Genomic DNA, 19,498 nt, shown 5'->3' on the forward strand with positions numbered 1-19,498 from the left:
TAGCGGCGCCCGCGTTCGAGGGAATCGTTCTAGATGTCGATGCTCGGTATCTGCTCGTGGGCGTTGCCGCCTGCGGCGTTGATACCTGCCATGCGCCCGAAGGTCACGCAGCGCCCGTGCCCGATGCCGGCCACGAAGGTGGGGTAGTCGCCCGCACCGAAGAAGTCGCCGGCCGACGAGCCTGCCACGTACAGGCCCTCGATGGGCTGGTCGTCGATGTCGAGAACGCGGCATTCCAGATCTTGGCGTAGCCCGCCGCACATGGTGAGCAGGCAGGCCTGCAGGTGTCCCGCGTAGAAGGGGGGCTGCACGATCGGTGCAAGGATCTCGGCGCGCTTGCCGAAGTCCACATCGTCGCCCTGCACACACAATTCGTTGTAGCGCTCCACGGTGGCGACGAACACCGCCGGGTCGCAGCCGATCTGCTCAGCCAGGCCTTCGAGCGTGTCGGACTCGAACGTGAGGCCCTGCTCCACCTCGCCTTCGAGCACCGCCTGCTGCGCCTCGAGGCTGTACTCGCCGCCGATACGTTGGGTGAGCTGGCCCCATTGCAAACCGCCGCCGATGCCGGCGTCCACCTGGCGCTTGACCTCCGCCAGCCCGTTCGCGTCGTAGATTGTGTAGGCCTGCTTCGTCGGCTGGAACGCCTTAGTGATGCTCTTGGACTGGGTGTTCACGTCCTCGTTCTTGAAGCGCTGGCCCAAGCCGTTCACATGGAGGAACCCGTAGCTGGCCGCGCCGAAGTCGAGGTGCGTGACCGAGGCGTGGGGCTCGGACTTCTGCATGGCCGCGCCGACCCACATCGCCTGCTGGTGCAGCTCGCCCTGGTTCGCCTCGGGCGGGATGTACACGTACATATCGGTGGAGAAGTTCTGGAACGGGGCGTAGCACTGGATCATTTCCTTGTTCGAGCCGTAGTCGCCCGCGGCGATGACCACGCTGCCCGCCTCGTAGCGCGTGAGCGCGCCGTCATCGGATTCGGTGACGGCTCCGGCGATGGGCCCGTCGCCGTCGCGCAGCAGGCGCACGCACTTCTGGCTCCAGCGCAGGTCGACGCCCTTGTCAGCCAGCACCTCGTAGAGGCGCGGCATGAGGACGATGTTGCCGAAGGTGTTGTCCTCGCCGTAGAACGTGAAGTTGAACGTCTGCTCCTCGGTGCCCGTGATGTAGAACGCGTGGGTGACCGGGTACTCGGTGTAGTCGGGGCCCTTGTAGTAGCCGTCCCAGACGTAGGTGGTCAGATCCTTCGGCTCCACGAGGTCTGCGAGCCAGTCGAAGCACGCTCCGCTCTTGCGCGACCACTCCCACAAGAGCGGCTCCTTCACACGGCCCTGCGCCCAGTAGATCCACCGGCGGATGAGCTGGCGGTAGTCTGGCTCCTCCATGAGGCCTTCCGCCACGAGCTCCTGCTGCTTCTTCGTGTGGAATGCCGCGATGTCTAGCCCGCGACCGCAGACGGTGTCGGTGGGGCTCTTCTCCACCACGATGACGCGCGCCCCCTCTTCGGCCGCGGCGATGGCCGAGCAGCAGCCCGCCAGTCCCGCGCCGATGACGAGCACGTCGCACTCCGCCGTCTCCGCGATGTCACCTTCCGGAATGTCCTCGGGCGGCGTGCTCCAGCTCCACGTGCCCTGCGTCATGCTCTTCGAGTCGAGGTCGAATATCTCGTGCTCGGCCGAAGCGGCGGCGCTCTCCGAAGCCGGAGCGCCGCCCTGGCTTGCGGGCGCGCATCCTGCGAGCGCGCCCCCGGCGATACCCGCGCCTGCGAGCGTCGACCCGATAAGGAACTGCCTGCGCGACAACGACCTCTTCTGCGTGTTCTTCCCTATGCTCATGGTGCCCTCCTGTTCCGAGCCGGCGCTTGCGCGCTCCGGCTCCCCTGCGAATGGGGCCGCCGTTCGCAGCCGTTCCCGAACATGATGGCCCGTGTTCCCCAATGCGCGCCCTTGCCGGACGCGCCTGCGCTCCGCTTCGTCGCGAGGAGCGCGTCCGATCGCCCACGAGGGCGGCGGACGCCTCGACTATAGGATGGCGAGGCGGCGGCGCGTCACCCATCAGCCGGGTAGTTTGGGCGATTTTGGGAAAATCCCCCAGCTAGGGGGAGGGATTCGGACGGCCTCTCGGCGCATGATGGGCCTGCTTCGCGCCGAGCCCGCATCGCCCGCGTCCGCACGGCCGCTCGATGCGCTTATAATGCAACAAGGGGAGGGTTGCTATGCGCAGGACATCGGGTGGCAGGGGATCGCGTTCGTGGCGACGACTCGTCGCCTCCGTCGCTGAGCGTCCTCTGCTATGCGTGGCGATGACGTTCTACTGGCTGTGGATCAATCTGGGGTTCCAGATGCCCGTCGTGTTCCGCCCGGTAGTGATGGGTGCGGGGATCTCGGTGCCCTCGCAGCTCGGGCCGTTGTTCGCGAGCGCCGCGGCCTACCTTGCCATCAGCGTCTGGTTCGCCCGTTCGCGCAGGACGTTCAAGAGTGGGTCGTTCGTCACGGCAGTGTGCGTCGCCATGTCCGTGTCCTCGGCGTTCATCGTGTCGTGGCTGGCATTCACGATGGCCCCTTCGGGAACGGGCGGCACGATGATCTTGCTGCACGAGTCGATGGCGGGTGCGAGCGCGCTTCTGTACGCCACCGGCTCGGTCTTGTTCGGCGCCTCGTCAGCATTTCTCTGCATAGAGCTGCAGCGCATATTCGGCAGCCTGGGGTCCGAGCACGTGCTGTTCCATGGGTCGGTCGCCATGCTCGTGTCCGTTTCGGCCATCCTCGTGCTCTCGTTCGTCCCCGAGGCTGTGCAGTGTGCGGTGTTCGTGCTCGCGCCTTTGCCCATCGCGCCGTGCCTGCTGCGCGTGCGCCGGGGCTTCACGAAGCAAGAGCTGTTCGGCCGCGGGGTGGACGCGGAGTTGAACGTTCCGTACAAGCTGCTGGTGACCGCCCTGCTCCACGGCGTGTCCCTGGGCGTGCTGCTGGGAAACCCCCTGTTCCAGAGCGGTAACCGCGCTCTTTTGGCTTGCGCTGTGCTGGGATATGCCGTTGCGGCGGCGCTCATCCTGGCCGCGGCCATCTCGGCGCGATTGAGCTTCAATACGCTGATCTACCAGATCGGGTTCCCCATCATCGCCGTGGGCATCTACCTTATTGCAACGGTCGACGACGCGGCGCTCGTGGGCGTGTCGGTGCAGCTTGCGGGGTTCTGCTTCCTCCATCTGGTGATGTGGGGCGCGTGCGCGTTCCTCATCAAGAGCTTCGATATGCCAGCCTCATGGGTCATCGGCACCTCGACGTGCTTGTTCATGCTCGGGCAGCTTGTCGGAGGCGTGGTGAGCGCGGCGGCCGGTCAGTTTGCGGACGCCTCCGACATGCTCGACCGCGTTAACGTCACGATGCTCCTTATCGTGCTCGGCGCGGCGCTGTGCATGATGAGCAGTCATAATCTGCGCACCGGATGGGGGCTTGCGAAACCCGACACGGAATCGGGTCTCGACAATGCGTTCGGGCGAGCCGTGGCGATGCTCGCCTCGGATGCGGGGCTCACCAAGCGCGAGGGGGTGGTGCTCGCCCATGTCGCGCGCGGCAAGAACCGCCAGACCGTAAGCGAGGAGCTGTGTATCTCGAAGGAGACGGCGAAAAGCCATATGCAGAGCATCTACCGAAAGGTGGGCGTGCATTCCCAGCAGGAGCTCATCTCGTATCTAGAAGAGCGCGCCCGCCGCGCCGACGACGGGTGAGCGGACGCGCCCCTTGATCGCTTGCGGCCTCCGCTAGTTCGCGGCCGCCTTCTCAAGTTGGGCGACGATGGCGTTGAGCGCGCCGTCCACGTCGTAGTCCTCCACGCGCCCGGCGTCGCACAGGCGGGCGAACGCGGGGTCGATGGGCAGTGTGGCGTAGGCGGGGATGCCATAGCGCTCAGCCACGGCCGCGCCCTGGGGCTCGCCGAAGATATGGTGCTTCTTGCCGCAGTCGTCGCAGACGAAGTACGCCATGTTCTCCACGAGGCCCAGCAGCTCCACGTTCATACTGTGCGCCAGGTTCACGGCCTTGCCTACGATCATGGCCACGAGCTCCTGCGGGGCCGACACGGTGACGATGCCGTCCACCGGCAGCGACTGGAACACGGTGAGTAGCACGTCGGAGGTTCCCGGAGGCATGTCAACGAACAGGTAGTCGATGTCGCCCCAGTTCGTCTCGCAGTAGAACTGCTTGATGGCGTTGGACACCACGGGGCCGCGCCAGGCGACGGGCACGTCTTCCTTCGGCAGCATGAGGTTCGTCGACATGATTTTGATGCCGCTGGCGGTGGAGGCGGGCACTACGCCGTCGGCATCGGCGGTCAGCGGGGCGTTTATGCCAAACGTCTTGGGTATGGACGGGCCCGTGACGTCCGCGTCGAGGATGCCCACCGAACAGCCGCGCTTCTGCATCTCGCTGGCCAGAAGGCTCGTCACGAGCGACTTGCCCACGCCGCCCTTGCCCGAGACGATCCCGATGACGTGCTTGATGTTCGACCGTGCGTTTGCGTCAAGCGTCAACGGCCCCTGCATCGTTCGGTCTCCGCAGCCGGACACGCCGCAGCTCCCGCATTCATGCGTGCAATCTTCTGCCATGATTCCCTCTTTCCGGATTTTCAGCGTCCGCTCTCCGCGGGCGCGCCGCTCGTCATACCGGGCATGATAGCATAGTGGCCCGACGGCGCACGGTGCGCCCGAAAGCGCGCTGACGAAAAGGAGCGGAGCATGCTGTTCGCGAACATTGACCTTCTGGACGAGAACCTCGACCATCGAAGCGGCCAGTGGGTCGGCGTGCGCGACGGGCGCATCGCCTACCTGGGCGCCGAGCCGCCGGCGGGCGAGGAGGCCGCGGCGTATGGCGAGGTGTATGACGGGCGCGGCAGGCTGCTCATACCGGCGTTCTTCAACGCGCACTCCCATGCGCCCATGACCCTTCTGCGCGGCTATGCGGAGAACCTGCCGCTGCAGGCATGGCTCAACGACGCCGTGTTTCCTTTCGAGGCAAAAATCACGCCCGAGGACTGCTACTGGGCCGCGCTTCTGGCCTGCGCCGAGATGGCGCGCTACGGCTGCGTGGCCTTCTCGGACATGTACTACCACATGGACCAGGTGGCCCGCGCGGCGCTCGACGCGGGGCTGAAGCTCAACCTGTCCGACTCGCTTCTGGCGTTCAAGGGCGAGGGGCTCGCCGACCTGCCGGTGGATGGGGAGAACCGGCGGCTGCTGCGCGATCTGCAGAGTGCGGGCGACGGGCGCATCGTGGTGGACTGCAACATCCACGCCGAGTACACCTCCAACCCGCGCGCTGTGGCCGACCTCGCGGCATTCGCCCGCGAAGAGGGCCTGCGCGTGCAGGTGCACGTCAGCGAGACGCGCCTGGAGCACGAGGAGTGCAAAGAGCGCCATGGCGGCCTGACGCCGGTGCGCTACTTCGACAGCCTGGGCCTGTTCGACGTGCCCGTGACGGCGGCGCACTGCGTGTGGGTGGACGACGGCGACATCGACATCCTGGCCGAGCGCGGCGTGTTCGTGGCAGTCAATCCCGCCTCCAACATGAAGCTGGGCAGCGGGTTCGCGCCCGTGCCGAAGATGCTCGAGCGCGGCGTGGAGGTGTGCCTGGGCACAGACGGCATGGCCTCGAACAACAACCACGACCTGATGCAGGACCTCTACCTGCTGGCGCTTCTGTACAAGGGATCGACGGGCGATCCGGCCGCGGTCGAGCCGAAGCAGGCTTTGCGCGCCGCCACGCGCGCAGGCGCGCTCTCGCAGGGGCGCGAGGACTGCGGGTTGGTGGCGGTCGGGGCAAAGGCCGATCTCTGCGTGCTCGACGTTACCGGCCCCTCGTGGGCGCCCATGACGAACCCGCTAGTGAACGTCGTGTACGCGGGCCACGGCGCGGACGTGCGCCTCACGATGTGCGACGGGCGGACGGTCTACCACGACGGCGCGTGGCCCACGCTCGACGTGGAGCGCGCGAAAGCCGAGGTGGACGCCCGCACGAAGCGCATCGTCGGCGAGCTGTAAAGAACGCGCGAACCGCGCGGCCGGCAAGAAGTGCCGGGGCGTTTTCGCTCCCGCGGCAACGACCGGCGAGCGGGCGGCTGCAGGCGAATGGCGTCGTTCTGCTGGAAATTCGAGGTATGGGAGTCCGAAGGGCGTCTTTGGATCCGAGCGGAGCGACGAGATGTTCGGCGACCTGCGCTTTTGCGAAAGTCATTCAAGCCTCGCGCACGATTGGGAGCCGAAGCGGGCGAAACCGGCTCCCATACCTCGTTTTTTCTGCGGAAAACGGCGATCGAGCGGTCGGAAAGGGTCTCCGGCGCGATCCGCGCGCTTACTTCCCGATGAGTTTCTTCACGCCGTTGGCGGCGATGAGCGCGCCTCCTCCGATGGCGAGCAGGCCGGGTCCTGGAAGAATGAGCATGGGCACGCCGACGAGCATGATGGCTCCGCCTGCCGCCGTCTGCACGGCCCCGGCGATCTTGCTCGGCTTCTTGCCGGATTGCCCCTTGCCGTCGATGATCGTGGCGGCGACGTCGTGCGTGGCTTGTTTGGCGGCGCCCGCCGCCTTCGGCGCGGCTGCGGCCGCCCGGGTGGCCTTCTTGCCGAACGACGGGGCTTGGAACGCATCGGCCGCGGTTGCGGCCGCGTCCTTTGCCTTGGCGCTCGCGCTGGCGATGGGGGCGACGTCGATGATGGGCTCGTGCTTGCTCATGGATGCTCCTCGCTCGCGTTCGAGCCGGGATTGTTCGACTTCCCGGTTGTCAACGTTTCGTTTCGTTCTGTGCGTACCCTTCGATTATACGGGGAGCCGGGAACTCTGTGAGCTGATGCATGGATGCATGCATGCGAATCGTCACCGTTCGGTAACGCAGCTTCCGCGAGTTCTACAAACGTTGCGCGGAAAGGGCGATGCGTGTCTGCACGGTTCGAGGTTCTCTGCGATCGGTACGCTGTCCAGTTTGCGCCCTGCCGTTGTGTGCTGCTGCTTCGGCAGGGTAGTTCGGCTCCCTGGACAGACCGTGATGTTCAGGTTCGCGCTTCTTCCCGTCCGGACGACGAGCGAAATCCTCCGTTTTCCAACGCTCTGCGAGTCATATGCGATACACTGTGAGCCATGAAGTTACCGCTTGCTTCTATGAGGACGTTGGTAAGGCTCGACTGTGGTTCGCGCCTGAGGCTCTTCGGCGACGGCGCAGGACCACGCGACAGGAAAGTTGGTGGTCAACATGGCAGCTCCTGCTACCGAACACGTGCGAAATATTGTGCTGGTCGGCCAAGACGGCGCCGGCAAGACATCGCTCGCCGAGGCGATGCTGCACGTCTCCGGCCGCACGCCCCGCATGGGCACGACCCACGACGGGAAATCCTATCTCGATTACGACGATGAGGAGATCCGGCGCAAGTTCACCATCGGCACGTCCATCGCCCCCATTCCCTACAAAGACTATAAGATCAACTTGCTCGATACCTCAGGCCATCCCGATTTCATCGGCGATACCCTAGCTACCATGCAGGCTGCCGAGATGGCGTTGTTCGTGGTCGACGCAGTTGCAGGACCGCAGGTTATGACGACGAAGCTGTGGCGCGAGGCCGAGGATATGCGCCTGTCTCGCGCCGTGTTCATCAACCACATCGACCGCGAGAACGCCGACTTCGACACGGCTATGGCGCTTCTGCATGCGCGCTTCGGCTCGCGTCTGGGTCCGGTGACCATTCCTATTGGCGTCGATGCGGACTTCAAGGGCGTTATCGACGTTATCCGCATGAAGGCGCGCTACTTCGAGGGGGGCTCCGAGCGCGTCGAAGACATCCCCGCCGACTACGCCGACGCTGCGCAGGCCGCGCGCGACAAGCTATGCGACCTTGTGGCCGAGGCCGACGACGATCTCATGATGAAGTATCTCGACGGCGAGGAGCAGCTCACGCAGGAGGAGCTTGAGTCGCTGCTGGACAAGGCAATCGCGCAGGAGCTGTTCATACCTGTGTTCGTGGGTTCTACGATCATCGAGCAAGGCATCCAGGGCGTCATGGAAGATATCGCCACCTACTTCCCGCATCCGCGCCATCACGGTCGCTTCCGTCTGGCCAACGGCGAGGAAACGCTCGTCGACGAGACGGGCGAGCCTGCAGCCTTCGTGTTCAAAACTGTCTCCGATCCCTTCGTGGGACGTCTGAGCTTCTTTAAGGTCATCTCGGGCGTGCTCGAGCCCGGCATGGAGCTCCTCAACGCGCGCACGCGCAAAAAGGAGCGCCTGGGGCATCTCTACGTCATGATGGGCAAGGAGAACACCGACGTGAAGAGCGCCAAGGCAGGCGACATTATCGTGGTGCCGAAGCTCAACGAGACGCGTACCGGTGACACGCTGTCGAAGTCGGGCGAAGTGGCCATCGATCCGCTGCCGCTGCCCGTGCCGCAGTATCCGGTGGCAATCGAGGCGGAGAACAAGAACGACGAGGACAAACTGGGCACCTTCCTGGCCCGCGCCGCCGAGAACGATCCGACGCTCTCGATCAGCCGCAGCGAAGAAACTCATCAAACGGTCATTACTGCCATGGGCGAAGCGCAGGTGGAAACGCTGCTTGCGCGCCTCAAGGAGCAGACGGGGGTCACGGCCAAACTCGTGCCCGTGCGCATCCCGTACCGCGAGACCATTCGCAAAAAAGCAGAGGCGCAGGGCCGCCATAAGAAGCAGACGGGCGGCGCCGGCCAGTTCGGCGACTGCTGGCTGCGCATCGAGCCGAATCCGGGCGGCGGCTACGAGTTCCTCGACGAAGTCGTGGGCGGCAGAATCCCGCGAGGCTTCATCCCCGCCATCGACAAGGGCGTGCAGGACGCCATGGCGGAGGGCTTTCTGGCAGGCTATCCTATGGAGGACATCAAGTGCGCCGTGTACGACGGCTCCTATCACTCGGTCGACTCCAACGAAATGGCATTCAAGACTGCAGCGCGCATCGGTTTTCGGGCCGCATGTGAGAAGGCTGATCCTATACTGCTCGAGCCCATGGCCAACCTCGACGTGACAGTGGGCGAGGAATACGCCGGCGCCGTGATGGGTGACATCTCTACAAGGCGCGGCCGCATCGTGGGCACCGACTCCAACGATGCAGGAGAAACGGTCATCATGGTACGCGTGCCGTACGCCGAGGTGGTCACATACACGAAGGATCTGCGCGCCATCACGCGCGGCTCGGGTTCGTACTCGCTTTCGCTCGAAGGGTACGAGCCTGCTCCGGTGGATGTGACGAAAAAGCTTGTCGAAGCCTACCAGGCTGCGCGCGCTGCAGGCAACTGAACACTCGGGGTTCCGTCGCCTCTGCGGGCGACGGATGAAGACGGGAGGGCGGCCGATACGGCCGTCCTCCCGTCGTCTCTCGACCGGAAAGCTTCGGGGACGCCGAAACAGGACCCGAAGCCGAGGGTGCAGCATCAAAGGGCGGCAGCTCGCTCCACGGCAAATGCGAGCACGCGCTGCGCTCCGCCGGGCATGCAGGTGACGAGCGTCGTGACCCCGTCCGCCTCTTCCGTTGCCTGCGCATCGAGCACCATCGCCGCCTTTCCGACCTGTTCGGAAAGCCAGGCGCGCAATGCCGCCTCGGATGCGAAGGCTGTGCGCTTGGCCGGTTCGCTGCCGTCGATAATGCGCGCCGCCACGACTTCGAATACGTGCGCGCCGTTCGGCTCGCTCACGACGATCGTGCGATGGTCGGCAGCAAACGACGCATCCAGGTAGCCGCGCACGGGCGCGAACATGGAACCATCCGCCATGTTGTGGCCCAAGATGATACGCTGAGGGCTGTTCAGCCCTTCGGGGCAGGAAGCGTCGAGGTAGAAACAGCCGCTTGCCGAAGGCTTCCGGTAGACGTCGTGTTTCAGGTAGTATTCGGGGTCCTCGACGGGCGCCTGCACGATCGGCCCATCGATCGAGGTGCCCGGCACCTCGATCCAACCGATCACATCGGGGTTGACGGACGTCCAGTACGCCCAGTCGATATTCGACGCACGGACGTCGCACACACCTCCCTTCTCGAGCGAAACACCGGAGACGATGCCGTTTTCGCCGTCGTATGCCGGCAACGCGGCGAGGATCGCCGCCGTCAGCGCGCAGACGGCGAGGGCGCGCATCGCACGACAAGTGTACCTTCCTCGAGGGTCGCCGCGGCGCGCCCTTCCGGCGAACCGCCTTCGCTTGCGGTTCCGGAGCGACTTGATCAACCGAGCCCGCCGATGCCGGACGATCCGGCTTCGCCGACGATCTCGTGCGATCCGCGTCTGGCTTGGAGCACCCCGCCGCTGCGCCGTTCCGAACACGGGGATTATCCCGCGAACCGCAGGCGTCGCCATGCCGCCGCTCCTGCACAAGCTGTGGCAAGCGCGATGAAGGCAGCTGCGGCGAAACTCGGGGGAAGTTCGGCCCCGGTGCGGCCGTACAAAGACCCTTCCGCCTTGTCGGCCATGGTCACCGTATGTGCTGTACCAGTCGGCTCGACCGTGAAAGCTACGGCTTCCGCTCCAAGATAACCTGTAGGTGCTTCGATCTCCACCAGGTGCAGCTCGGATTCCGCCAGGCCTTCGAAGCGCACCGGCCCATCTTCGGACACCCATCCGATCGCCTTCCCTCCATCCTGGGAAGTCCAGTCGGGGCCGAGTTCGTGCACTTCGACTTCGGCGGGGCTTGTCAGGTGGTTCCGCGGATCGATGCAGGCGCCTTTCGCGTCGACGAGAGCGAGCACGGCACCAGGCAGCGGATCGCCGGTTGCGGCATCCACTTTTACGATGTCGGTTTTCGTGCAGTCGTCCTCAAGCTCGACATGTTGCTCCTCGGTGGTCGCTTCAACTGCGAATACAAGGTCTTCGGCCGGCAGGTACCCATCGGGGGCCTGCTCTTCGTGCAATGCATAGTCGCCCGGGGGAAGCGCCTCGATAGCATGGGGCTCCGACTCGGACGTCCATCGTTCGACCAGAGCGCGGAGCGGCTCGCCGTCTTCTCCCTCCGTGAGCGCGTATAGCTCGAGCGTTGCACCCTCAAGCGGTTGGCCCGTCGTGGCGGCCGTCTTGGAGACCAGCACCTTGGTGCAATCGTTCTCGAATCGAAGGATGCCTGCGGCCTCGCCGTCGATCAGGCCGTCTTTCCCGATAGTGATGTATTGCACCGACCCGTCTGCCAAGTAGCCAGGAGGGGCTTCGACTTCGGCGAATCCGTACGTGCCAGGTGGCAGGCGGCATACGATAAGCCTGCCGTCGGCATCGGTCGTACCGGAGGAGACGCGGTCCTCGTCCACTCGGTCGAGCGGCGAGAGCGCACCATCCGGATTCTCCGCGTGCTCGGAATCGTCAATGAGGTCGGGCGCATTCTCCTCGCGCTCGTCGGCGACGTTCCACCAGGCGAACCGCGCGCCCTCGACGGGCGCGCCATCGCCCGCGCGCGCCTTGTTCACCTCGATGCGCGTTGATGCATCGGTCACGTCGAGCGCCGCAGTTGTCACGGCGACGGACTGTCCCGCGTAGTTAAGCGTCACAGGGTGCGGCTCTGCGTCCAGGAGATAGCCGTCGGCCTGCTGCGTCTCGGCTACAACGTATGAACCCAGGTACAGCTCGTCGGTTTGCGCCGCTCCGTCCGCGCCAGTCTCGATGCAGGCCACCGGCTCGCCGGCCACGGCATGTACCGTTCCGTCGCCCGTCACGATATCCGATGCAGCTCGTACCTCGTAGATGCAGTGCGCGACGGGGCCGCCGCGTTCGGCGTCGGTTTTCGAGACGACAATCCTTCCTTTCTGTGGCATGTCGGGCATCGTGACCGTAAGAGGATCCGCCCATGTCCAGCCGGCGGAACCGTCGACCGTGAACGGGATGGGGTCCGGGCCGAGCACGTAGCCCTCGGGGGCTGCGATCTCCTGAAGAAAGTAGGTCTTTCCGCCGTTGAGCTTTTCCGGCAGCATGCAGGTGCCTCGGGTGTCGGTGGTGAAGGCGGTCAGATGCGATAGGGCGGGGTAGTGACGCGTAAACGAAACCACCTGCCCGTGCTCGTCCAGGATGCGGAACGTCATCTGCCCGGCGATTGCCTTGCCGGTTTCGGCATCCACCTTGACTACGCGCAGGGGGGTACCCGTTCCGTCTTCGAGCACGTAGTAGAGTTCCTGTCCGTTGTCGGTCACGGTTATACCGAAGTCCTCCACGGTCGCGTAACCGGCTGGCACGGTGCTCGCAACCTCGCGGACGATGTAGGAGCCGAAGGGGAGCGCACCCTCTGCCGTGGAGGCGTAGCCGCGGTCGTCGGTCGTAATCGTCGTGACGACTTCCCCGCGAGTCGCAAGCGTGCCGTCTGTTCGAACCACGGCGCCGTCGTTATCGTTGACGATCTGGAAATCGACGCCGACAAGCGTGTCCTTGATGCCGCCGTCGCCTTGGGATGGCTCTGCGCTTGCAATCTTGGTAAGCGCCACATCGCCGCGCGCCACCTGCTCGGGATCGACGGGGGCTACATAGGTGCGCACGGTTTCGGATGGGCCGCCGCCTGTCACCTGCCGTACATGGACGCGTCCGCCTTCGGGAAGAAGGTAGCCCTCGGGCGCCGTTGTCTCTCGCACGGTCACCGTGCCGAGCGGCAACACGATGCGCCCGCGAGCGTTGCGATAGAAGTCGTCTCCCGCCACCTTGTAAGGATATTCGCGTCCTTCCGAGTCCGCGAACGTGCCGTCGGCTCCGGCAAGCGGGATAGTTCCCCGCTCGTCGGTCTGCATGATCCAGGTACGCTGGGGTTTCGTGCTCTCGATCCAACTCAAGTCGGTGGTCGAATGGAGGCCTGCGTAGAAGCCGATCTCGTATCGCGCTCGCGCAAGTGAGGCTCCAGCCTGGGGCCGCGCGCCATCCGCATCAGGCTCGAGTTCGGCGTCGCGCTTTTCGAGGAGGATGTCCGCGGTGTCGACCTGCGGTTCGTCTGCGACTGTGCTCGCGTTGACGCGGACGTACCGGTCGGCGTCGACGACAACCCGGTAGGTCGTGCCGTCGAGCGCGTAGCCGGCAGGAGGAGTGGCCTCTTTGATCCAATAGGTTCCCACCGGCACGTCGAGTGCGGTCTTCCAGCGGCCCGCACCGTCGGTTGACATGGTGAAGCGACGGTCGGAGCACGCGGCGTCGCCGTATACGCCATACGAGGCCCCAGCCAGCGAGTAGCAGGGGTTGTTGCCGGATAGTTGCTCGTCATTGCTTGTTTTGACGAGTTCGATGCCGCCAGCGAAGCTGCGCGAAACGCGCACGGTCCCGCCCACGCGCTGGTAGCCGATCAGGCCGTGCTCGTTCTTCGAGACGCCGTCGGTCACGCCCGGCGGGGTGATGCGCACACTGTATTCCACCCATCCCGCCCGCACGTCGACCGCCGACACGGCGGCCTCGTAAGAGGCGCTCGTATACGTTGGGGCGGCTGCAGTATGGTTGAGGCATTCGAGCGGCGAAACGGCCCATGCTCCCGAAAGTTCTCCCGAAAACCCGCTCACATTGAAGTAGGTTTGGCCGTTCGTGCGCCAAGAATTCTCGATGTAGCAGATTCCGCTCGTCTTCGTGCCGAGGGCGGGGGCGGATGCTGCGTGAGCCTCCTGCATCTGCGACCCTACGATGGGCGCGATCCCCGCTGCGAGCAGCACGACCAGGAGTGGCGCGGCGCATCTGCGCCTCGTCTTCCCGCAGGGGCGATGCGCGGGTTTCGCCCCGTGTGCCGTATGAGGCCGTGCGCTTGTCCGTGCCTTCGGACGCGTGTTGCGCGCGGCTTGCGACGTTCTTGTGCATCCCTGCGCGCCGGGATGCTCCGCCGCGCTTCGCGTTCTCTTCGCGATGAGGGACAACCCGCAGCGGGCGATTCCGGTGCTTCCGCCCTCGCGTCCGCTGCGGGCTTCGATACATGCGCGATGCCGTTCCATGGCAGCTCCCTCCCTGGCCGATGGCGGCATCTGCGCGATGCCGTGAACCCATCATAATCAGCAGAGCTGGCGTCGCGATGGCGCACGTCTTGCCCCTCGCCGCCGCCTGTCGTTCGCAGGGGAGACCGATCGTCGAGCTTTCTGCGTCGCATTCCGGCCAGGCATCCGCCCGATCTCCAACGCGTATGCGACGCGCGTCCGACGTCGTTCTAGCGCGCCTGATGGGCGTGGGGAGAGCGCTGTTGAGTGCAGCCGCGCCGCAGAGCGACGCTGCGCAATGGGCGAGCTTATCGGGCGGAGGCGTAGCGCTCGCGGAAGGCGGCGAGGGGCATCGGGCGGGCGAAGTAGTAGCCCTGTCCGATGTCGCATTCGAGGCTGCGCAGCAGAGCGGCCTGCTCGGCCGTCTCGATTCCCTCGCACACCGTGTCTATGCCGAGGGCGTTTGCGAGGGGGATCACGTATTCGAGCACGCGGCGAGAACGCACGTCGTCCTCGCTTGCCGAAAGGAAGCCGCGATCAATTTTCAGGACGTCGATGGGCATGCTTTTGAGCAGAGACAACGACGAATACCCGGTACCGAAGTCGTCCATGGCGATGGGAAAACCGCGTTCCTGCAGATCGGCGATGATATCGATGATCACCTTCTCGTCGGCCGAGAACGCGCTTTCCGTGATCTCGACGTGCAGGAAGGATGCGGGTATGTCGAAGCGCCTCACCACGCTGTCGAACCGCTCGACGAAATCATTTTGCAGCATGGTGACGCGTGAGAAGTTGACCGCCAGATGGACGGGGGTGCCGTCGGACCTTGGATGGTCGACAAGCGGGTAGAGGCTGCAGGCCTGCTCCATCATGTAGAAGTCCAGCTCGGAGATGAATCCGTTCCGCTCGAACTGGGGGATGAACCGGTCGGGCGCCAAGAACCCCAGTTCGGGCGAATCCCGCCGGCAGAGCAGCTCGGCGCCGACGAGCGATCCGTCCTCGAGAGAGAACTGCGGCTGCAGATAGATGGCGTACTCGCCGTTGGTCAAGGCATCGCGCATGTGTTGTTCGATGCTGCGCTCGAATGCGAGCTTCGACTTGAACTCGTCATCATAGCGGGCGATCAGATTGTCGACGACGCCCTCCTTCAAAACGACCGCCGCGTTGCTGACCGCTGTGGCGATGTCCTCATGCGCATCGGTCAGCTCGAAGACGCCGTAGCCGCAGACGATTCTGTCCGAGAACGGCAGCGTCTCGTTCGCACGCAAGCGCGCGGCCGTCAGCGCGGCAAGCTGCTCGGCGCGCGTCTTTCCGTTGCGAAGCAGCAGCACGAAGTGATCGGCGTTGGCATGCGCGACGAACTCGCCTGGCTCGCAGGCGAGTTCGAATAGCGATTGAAGCGTGCGGATCACGTCGTCGCCTGCTGAACGGCCGAACGACTCGTTGATGGCGCGGAAGCCGACGACATTGGTGTATACCACGAGATACGCTCCCGGTTCGCTCGCCTGCACGAGCCGGGCGGCTTCCTCTTCGAACGCGTAGAGGTTGCGCCCGCGAGTCAGCTGATCCGTGGTGAGGGCTTTTCTCATCTTGAGGCGATGCTGCCGTTCGAGGAGCGAGAAGAAGAGCGCAGAGCTGAGAATGAGCGCGATGCCGATGGCTGTGATCCATATGAAGTCGCTCTCGGCGCGTCGCTGCGCCAAGAGTACCGTTTCGTCAGCCAGCTTGAAATGCTCTTCGCTTAAAGTCAGCAGTCGCTCCGAGGATTTCTCCGCATCGGGTGCATCGAACTGCTGCTTGATGCTATCCCACTTATCCTGCACGCGCAACAGCGCGTCCATGAATTCCCCAGTGTCCTGGTTCACGACCGGGCGCTGCTCCTCGCGGTCGAAAAGCGAGGCGAGCGTCTCGTCGACGCGCTCCACAACCTCGTCGTTCGGAAGATTCGCTATCTCGAGCTTCACGGCCCGCTGCGTGGCACCCCGAACGACGCCGGCGTCGTTGATGATGCTTGCGTAGTTCTGCGTCTGCACCATGATGAACACGAGCATGCAGACGCCGAGGAGCAGCATGATAACGGTTGCGACGACCTTCGACCGCATGGGAGCCTTTCGCACAGAGGGGTATATGGTTCCTACTGCATAGTACCATGTTACAACCGTTTCCCATGTAAAAGACGATGTTCGTCCGCTAGTTGTCGCGCGAAAGCCGCCGGAAGAGGAGCGCGAATGCGACGACCGAGATGACCATCCAGGCGAGCGTTACAAGGAGCGGCTGGAGGGCGTCGCCAGTGTAGAGGCTGCCCTGCGCCGACAGTTCGATGAGCTCGCTTGCCTCGCCTGTGGGGAAGAAGGGTGCCAGCTTTTCGAGCGTGTCGTTCGCCATGGAGAACGAGGGCAAAAACGCGACGAGCACGATGGGCAGGCTGTAGAGCCCGGCCGTCATCTGATCGCGCGCCGCCAGGCCGAGAAGCAATGCGATCATTACGATGGGAACGCTGCCCAAAAGGCTGATCAGCAGGTAGGAACCCATCTGATCGGCGGGAACGTCCAGCACGGCGAAGCAGACGGCGTCCACGACTGCAATGGAGGCAAACGCGACGATGCCCCTTGACGCGAGAATGTGCCCGGCGCTCACGTTCGCCAGCATGAGCGTGCGCAGCGTGTTCTTCTCCTTTTCTTCGGCGATGGCGGTGAGGACCGTCATGCTGCCCACCATGCCTGCGGTGATGCAGAACGCCATGGAAACCAAATACCGTGACAGCATCTCGGATTCTTCAGGGGATCCGCCCGACATCTGCGCGTACAGAAGAACGAAGGCGATGGGCAGCAGCGTGCAGATGAGCATGGTGGGGTTCTTCACCAGATCCTTGAGGTCTTTGCCCAAAAGAGCCCCCGTTTTACGCAGCGTTGTCTCCATTTAAAACTCCCTTCCCGTCAGCTCTAAGAACACTTCCTCCAGGTTCGGCTCCACCGAATGGATAGACAGGCAGGCGCCCGAGGCCAGCGCCTCGGCCACGGCGGCGGCGCCTGCAGAGTCTTTCGACGCATGCACCACGCGCCCGTCGGCCAAGCGCATGAGCACCTCGTTCTTGGCGAAGCGTAGGCGCAACTCCTCCGGGGCATCGCAGGCGATAAGACGGCCCATGTCAAGGATGCCCACGCGCTGGCATAGGTCTTCTGCCTCGGCCATATCGTGCGTGGTGAGGAATATCGTGGTGCCTGCTACGTTCAGCTCGCGCAGCATCTTGTGCACCTCGGCGCGCGCTGCGGGATCGAGTCCGCTCGTGGGCTCGTCGAGGAACAGCAGCTCGGGTCCGTGCACGAGTGCGGCCAAAAGCGCGGCGCGCTGGCGCATGCCCTTCGAGCAGTTCTTGACGAGCGTCTTCTTATCCGCATCCAGGTTCATGCGCTCGAGCAGCGCGGGAATGTTGTTCCCCGTCACGCCGCGGATCTTCGCGTAGAAGCGCAGGTTCTCATCGATGGTCATGCGCTCGTAGAGTGCGCTCGTGTCGGAGAGGATGCCGATGCGCTCGTAGTCGCTGCTCGCAGCGTGCTCGATGGCGCGCCCGAACAGCATGATGCGGCCGGAATCCTTGACGAGCTGACGCGTGAGCAGTTTGATGGTAGTGGTCTTGCCGGCGCCCGAGGGACCCAGGAAGCCGAAGCACTCGCCGCGTTCCACCTCGAAGGTAAGGTGGTTCAGCACGCGTTTCGCCTTGAAGCTGAGGGACACGTCGTCCATGGACAGCAGGGGGTTCATGTAGATGCTCCTTTCGTTTTCGACGGGGAGCAGTTTCCTCCGACGCAAGCTCCTGAACAAGGAAAACGCGACGTCGGGAGCACGCCGCGCGACGAGAGGAGCGTGAGGCGCGACGACAGGAGCACGCGTCAAGGGCATGGGCGCGGGCGCGGCGGCCGGGTTGGGGAGGGAGCCGCCTGCGCTACTCGTCGCAGGGGATGCGCGGCGCGACGATGATGAACGCGACGAGGCTCACGACGATCCATGCGAGCTGCGCAAGCGCGGGCACGATGGACGCGGAGGCGAACAGCGTCCCTTCCGCCAGCGCGTAGACGAGGGCGAACCCGCCGCCGGTGGGCAGGAGAGGCAGCGCCTGGAACGTGGCTTCGGCGTACACGAAGAGCATGGGCGCGATGCCGATGAGGATGATGGGCAGGCTGGAGAAGCTGGCCGCCATCTGGTTGCGCGAGGCGAGGCCCAATGCCAGCGACAGCGCGATCAGCGGGATGCTGGACAGTACCGTGACCAGCATGAAGGGGGGCATCGAATCGAAGGATGCTCCCGACACCAGGAAGCACGCCGCCGCTACGAGCGCGGTCCACAGCGTGCTGACGATGCCGTGCGCGGCGAGCATCTGGGCGCGGCCGACGCCGGCCAGCTCCATCGTGCGCAGCGTGCGCTTCTCGCGCGCCTCGGCCATGGGGTAGACGGTCGTCGTGCCGGGCACCATGCTGGTGGAGAACAGCATGCCCGTCACGAGCAGGAACATGCGCGCGTCGTCGTGGGCGATGGGCTCGATGACGACGAAGCGGAACAAGAGAAGGAACAGAGCGGGGAACAAACAGCATGCGAGCAGCCCGGGGCTCTTCACCACGTTCATGAAGAATTTTCGCACGAGCGTACCTAAGATGCCCGGGCGGGCGGCGGCCTGCTTCGCGTTCACCATCGGTAACGCTCCCTCATCTCCTCAGCACGTCCTTTCGCCAGCGGGATGGACGAGTGCGCGGCGTCGCTCAGCGTGAGGTTGAAGCTGTTGCGCGTGTAGCGCTCCACCTTCGCCACCTTCTGCACGTTCACGAGGAACGATCGGTGGCAGCGGAAGAACCCGGCGCGCGACAGCTCGCGCTCCAGCTCGTCCATCGTGCGCGGCGTTTGGTAGCGCTCGCCGCGCACCGAGAGGTACGTGGCCTTGTTCATGCTCTCGGCGAAGTCGATATCGCGGGGGTCGAACAGCAGCGTGGCCGTCTCGGTGTGCGCGGGGATCTTGAGCACGTGCACCTCGTCGCCCTCGTACGCGGTGCCCCCGTCCTCGTCTTCGTCGTCGTCCTGGTCCACCGCGATGAAGCGTCCCTCTTCGTGCCAGCAGGCCACGCCGGGCATGAGCAGCGCCTCGCGCAGCGGCTCGACCGTCGTGATGAAACGGCAGCCCTGCTCCATCCGATCGGCGATCCAGGCGAGCGCGATGGAACGCCCTTCGGCGTCGAGGTCGGACAGCGGGCGTTCGAGGAAGCACATCTCCGGCTCGAAGAGGCTCGCGCGCGCCAGGTTCACGAGCGCGAGCGCCGAGGGGGAGAGGCCGCCCATCTTGCGTTTCGCGACGCCGCGCAGGTTGAAGTGCGAGATGGCGTCCTCGTAATGCACCGAGCTGCGCGCGATGCTGCCATAGAAGCGCAGGTGCGAGGCCACGGAGTCGCGCTCGAAGCCGCGGTCGGTCTCCAGGACGAACGCGCAGCGCTGCGTGCGGTAGCGTGCGCGCACGACCGCCAACAGGGCGGCGGACGTCTCGCGGCTGCACTCGATGTGCACGCTGCGATCGTCGGCTGCCAGTTCTTCGATGGAGGAGAATTCGGCCAC

At 64.7% G+C, this 19,498-nt stretch carries 13 protein-coding genes; 3 read left to right on the plus strand and 10 right to left on the minus strand.

Going from position 1 to position 19,498, the window contains the following annotated elements; all coding sequences use genetic code 11:
* Positions 1-29: 29 nt before the first annotated feature.
* Complete coding sequence (locus C2L71_RS02150) at positions 30-1,835, minus strand: FAD-dependent oxidoreductase (protein WP_103264120.1); 1,806 nt, start codon at positions 1,833-1,835, stop codon at positions 30-32.
* Positions 1,836-2,215: 380 nt separating this feature from the next.
* Between C2L71_RS02150 and C2L71_RS02155 the strand changes: the two genes are divergently transcribed.
* Positions 2,216-3,727 (plus strand): response regulator transcription factor, encoded by a 1,512-nt coding sequence (locus tag C2L71_RS02155; protein WP_103264121.1) that lies wholly within the window; start codon positions 2,216-2,218, stop codon positions 3,725-3,727.
* 33 nt (positions 3,728-3,760) lie between these two features.
* Here the strand turns inward: C2L71_RS02155 and C2L71_RS02160 are convergent, their stop codons facing one another.
* Positions 3,761-4,603 (minus strand): Mrp/NBP35 family ATP-binding protein, encoded by an 843-nt coding sequence (locus C2L71_RS02160; RefSeq protein ID WP_103264122.1) that lies wholly within the window; start codon positions 4,601-4,603, stop codon positions 3,761-3,763.
* A 129-nt stretch (positions 4,604-4,732) separates the two neighbouring features.
* Between C2L71_RS02160 and C2L71_RS02165 the strand changes: the two genes are divergently transcribed.
* Entirely contained in the window at positions 4,733-6,034 is a 1,302-nt protein-coding gene (locus C2L71_RS02165; protein WP_103264123.1) for an amidohydrolase family protein, read from the plus strand.
* Positions 6,035-6,344: 310 nt separating this feature from the next.
* On the opposite strand, the gene C2L71_RS02170 is transcribed toward C2L71_RS02165, so the two are convergent.
* Positions 6,345-6,725, minus strand: coding sequence for a hypothetical protein (locus C2L71_RS02170; protein WP_103264124.1), 381 nt, complete (start codon positions 6,723-6,725; stop codon positions 6,345-6,347).
* Positions 6,726-7,239: 514 nt separating this feature from the next.
* On the opposite strand from C2L71_RS02170, the gene fusA reads away from it, so the two are divergent.
* Positions 7,240-9,306 (plus strand): elongation factor G, encoded by a 2,067-nt coding sequence (gene fusA, locus C2L71_RS02175; RefSeq protein ID WP_170042412.1) that lies wholly within the window; start codon positions 7,240-7,242, stop codon positions 9,304-9,306.
* A gap of 134 nt (positions 9,307-9,440) precedes the next feature.
* Here fusA and C2L71_RS11985 read toward each other — a convergent pair whose 3' ends face one another.
* The 7 genes from C2L71_RS11985 to C2L71_RS02210 form a co-directional block, all read right to left on the minus strand.
* A complete protein-coding gene (locus C2L71_RS11985; RefSeq protein ID WP_103264126.1) occupies positions 9,441-10,136 on the minus strand; it encodes a class B sortase in 696 nt (231 codons plus the stop codon).
* 191 nt (positions 10,137-10,327) lie between these two features.
* On the minus strand, positions 10,328-13,609 hold the full coding sequence (locus tag C2L71_RS02185; protein WP_129588463.1) for a SpaA isopeptide-forming pilin-related protein: 3,282 nt from the start codon (positions 13,607-13,609) through the stop codon (positions 10,328-10,330).
* Between the two features lie 602 nt (positions 13,610-14,211).
* Positions 14,212-16,005: a GGDEF domain-containing phosphodiesterase gene (locus C2L71_RS02190; RefSeq protein WP_103264128.1), complete on the minus strand. Its 1,794-nt coding sequence runs from the start codon at positions 16,003-16,005 to the stop codon at positions 14,212-14,214.
* A gap of 88 nt (positions 16,006-16,093) precedes the next feature.
* The gene (locus tag C2L71_RS02195; RefSeq protein WP_103264129.1) at positions 16,094-16,822 is read right to left on the minus strand and encodes an ABC transporter permease; all 729 of its coding nucleotides are present in this window, start codon (positions 16,820-16,822) and stop codon (positions 16,094-16,096) included.
* Positions 16,823-17,665 carry an ABC transporter ATP-binding protein gene (locus C2L71_RS02200; RefSeq protein ID WP_103264130.1) on the minus strand — a complete coding sequence of 281 codons (843 nt, stop codon included), beginning with the start codon at positions 17,663-17,665 and terminating at the stop codon, positions 16,823-16,825.
* Between the two features lie 181 nt (positions 17,666-17,846).
* Positions 17,847-18,590 (minus strand): ABC transporter permease, encoded by a 744-nt coding sequence (locus C2L71_RS02205; RefSeq protein ID WP_103264131.1) that lies wholly within the window; start codon positions 18,588-18,590, stop codon positions 17,847-17,849.
* Complete coding sequence (locus C2L71_RS02210; RefSeq protein ID WP_103264132.1) at positions 18,584-19,498, minus strand: LytTR family transcriptional regulator DNA-binding domain-containing protein; 915 nt, start codon at positions 19,496-19,498, stop codon at positions 18,584-18,586. The genes C2L71_RS02205 and C2L71_RS02210 overlap by 7 nt, the downstream gene beginning before the upstream one ends.

This window comes from Enteroscipio rubneri (genome assembly GCF_002899715.1).
GTDB classification, from domain to species: domain Bacteria; phylum Actinomycetota; class Coriobacteriia; order Coriobacteriales; family Eggerthellaceae; genus Enteroscipio; species Enteroscipio rubneri.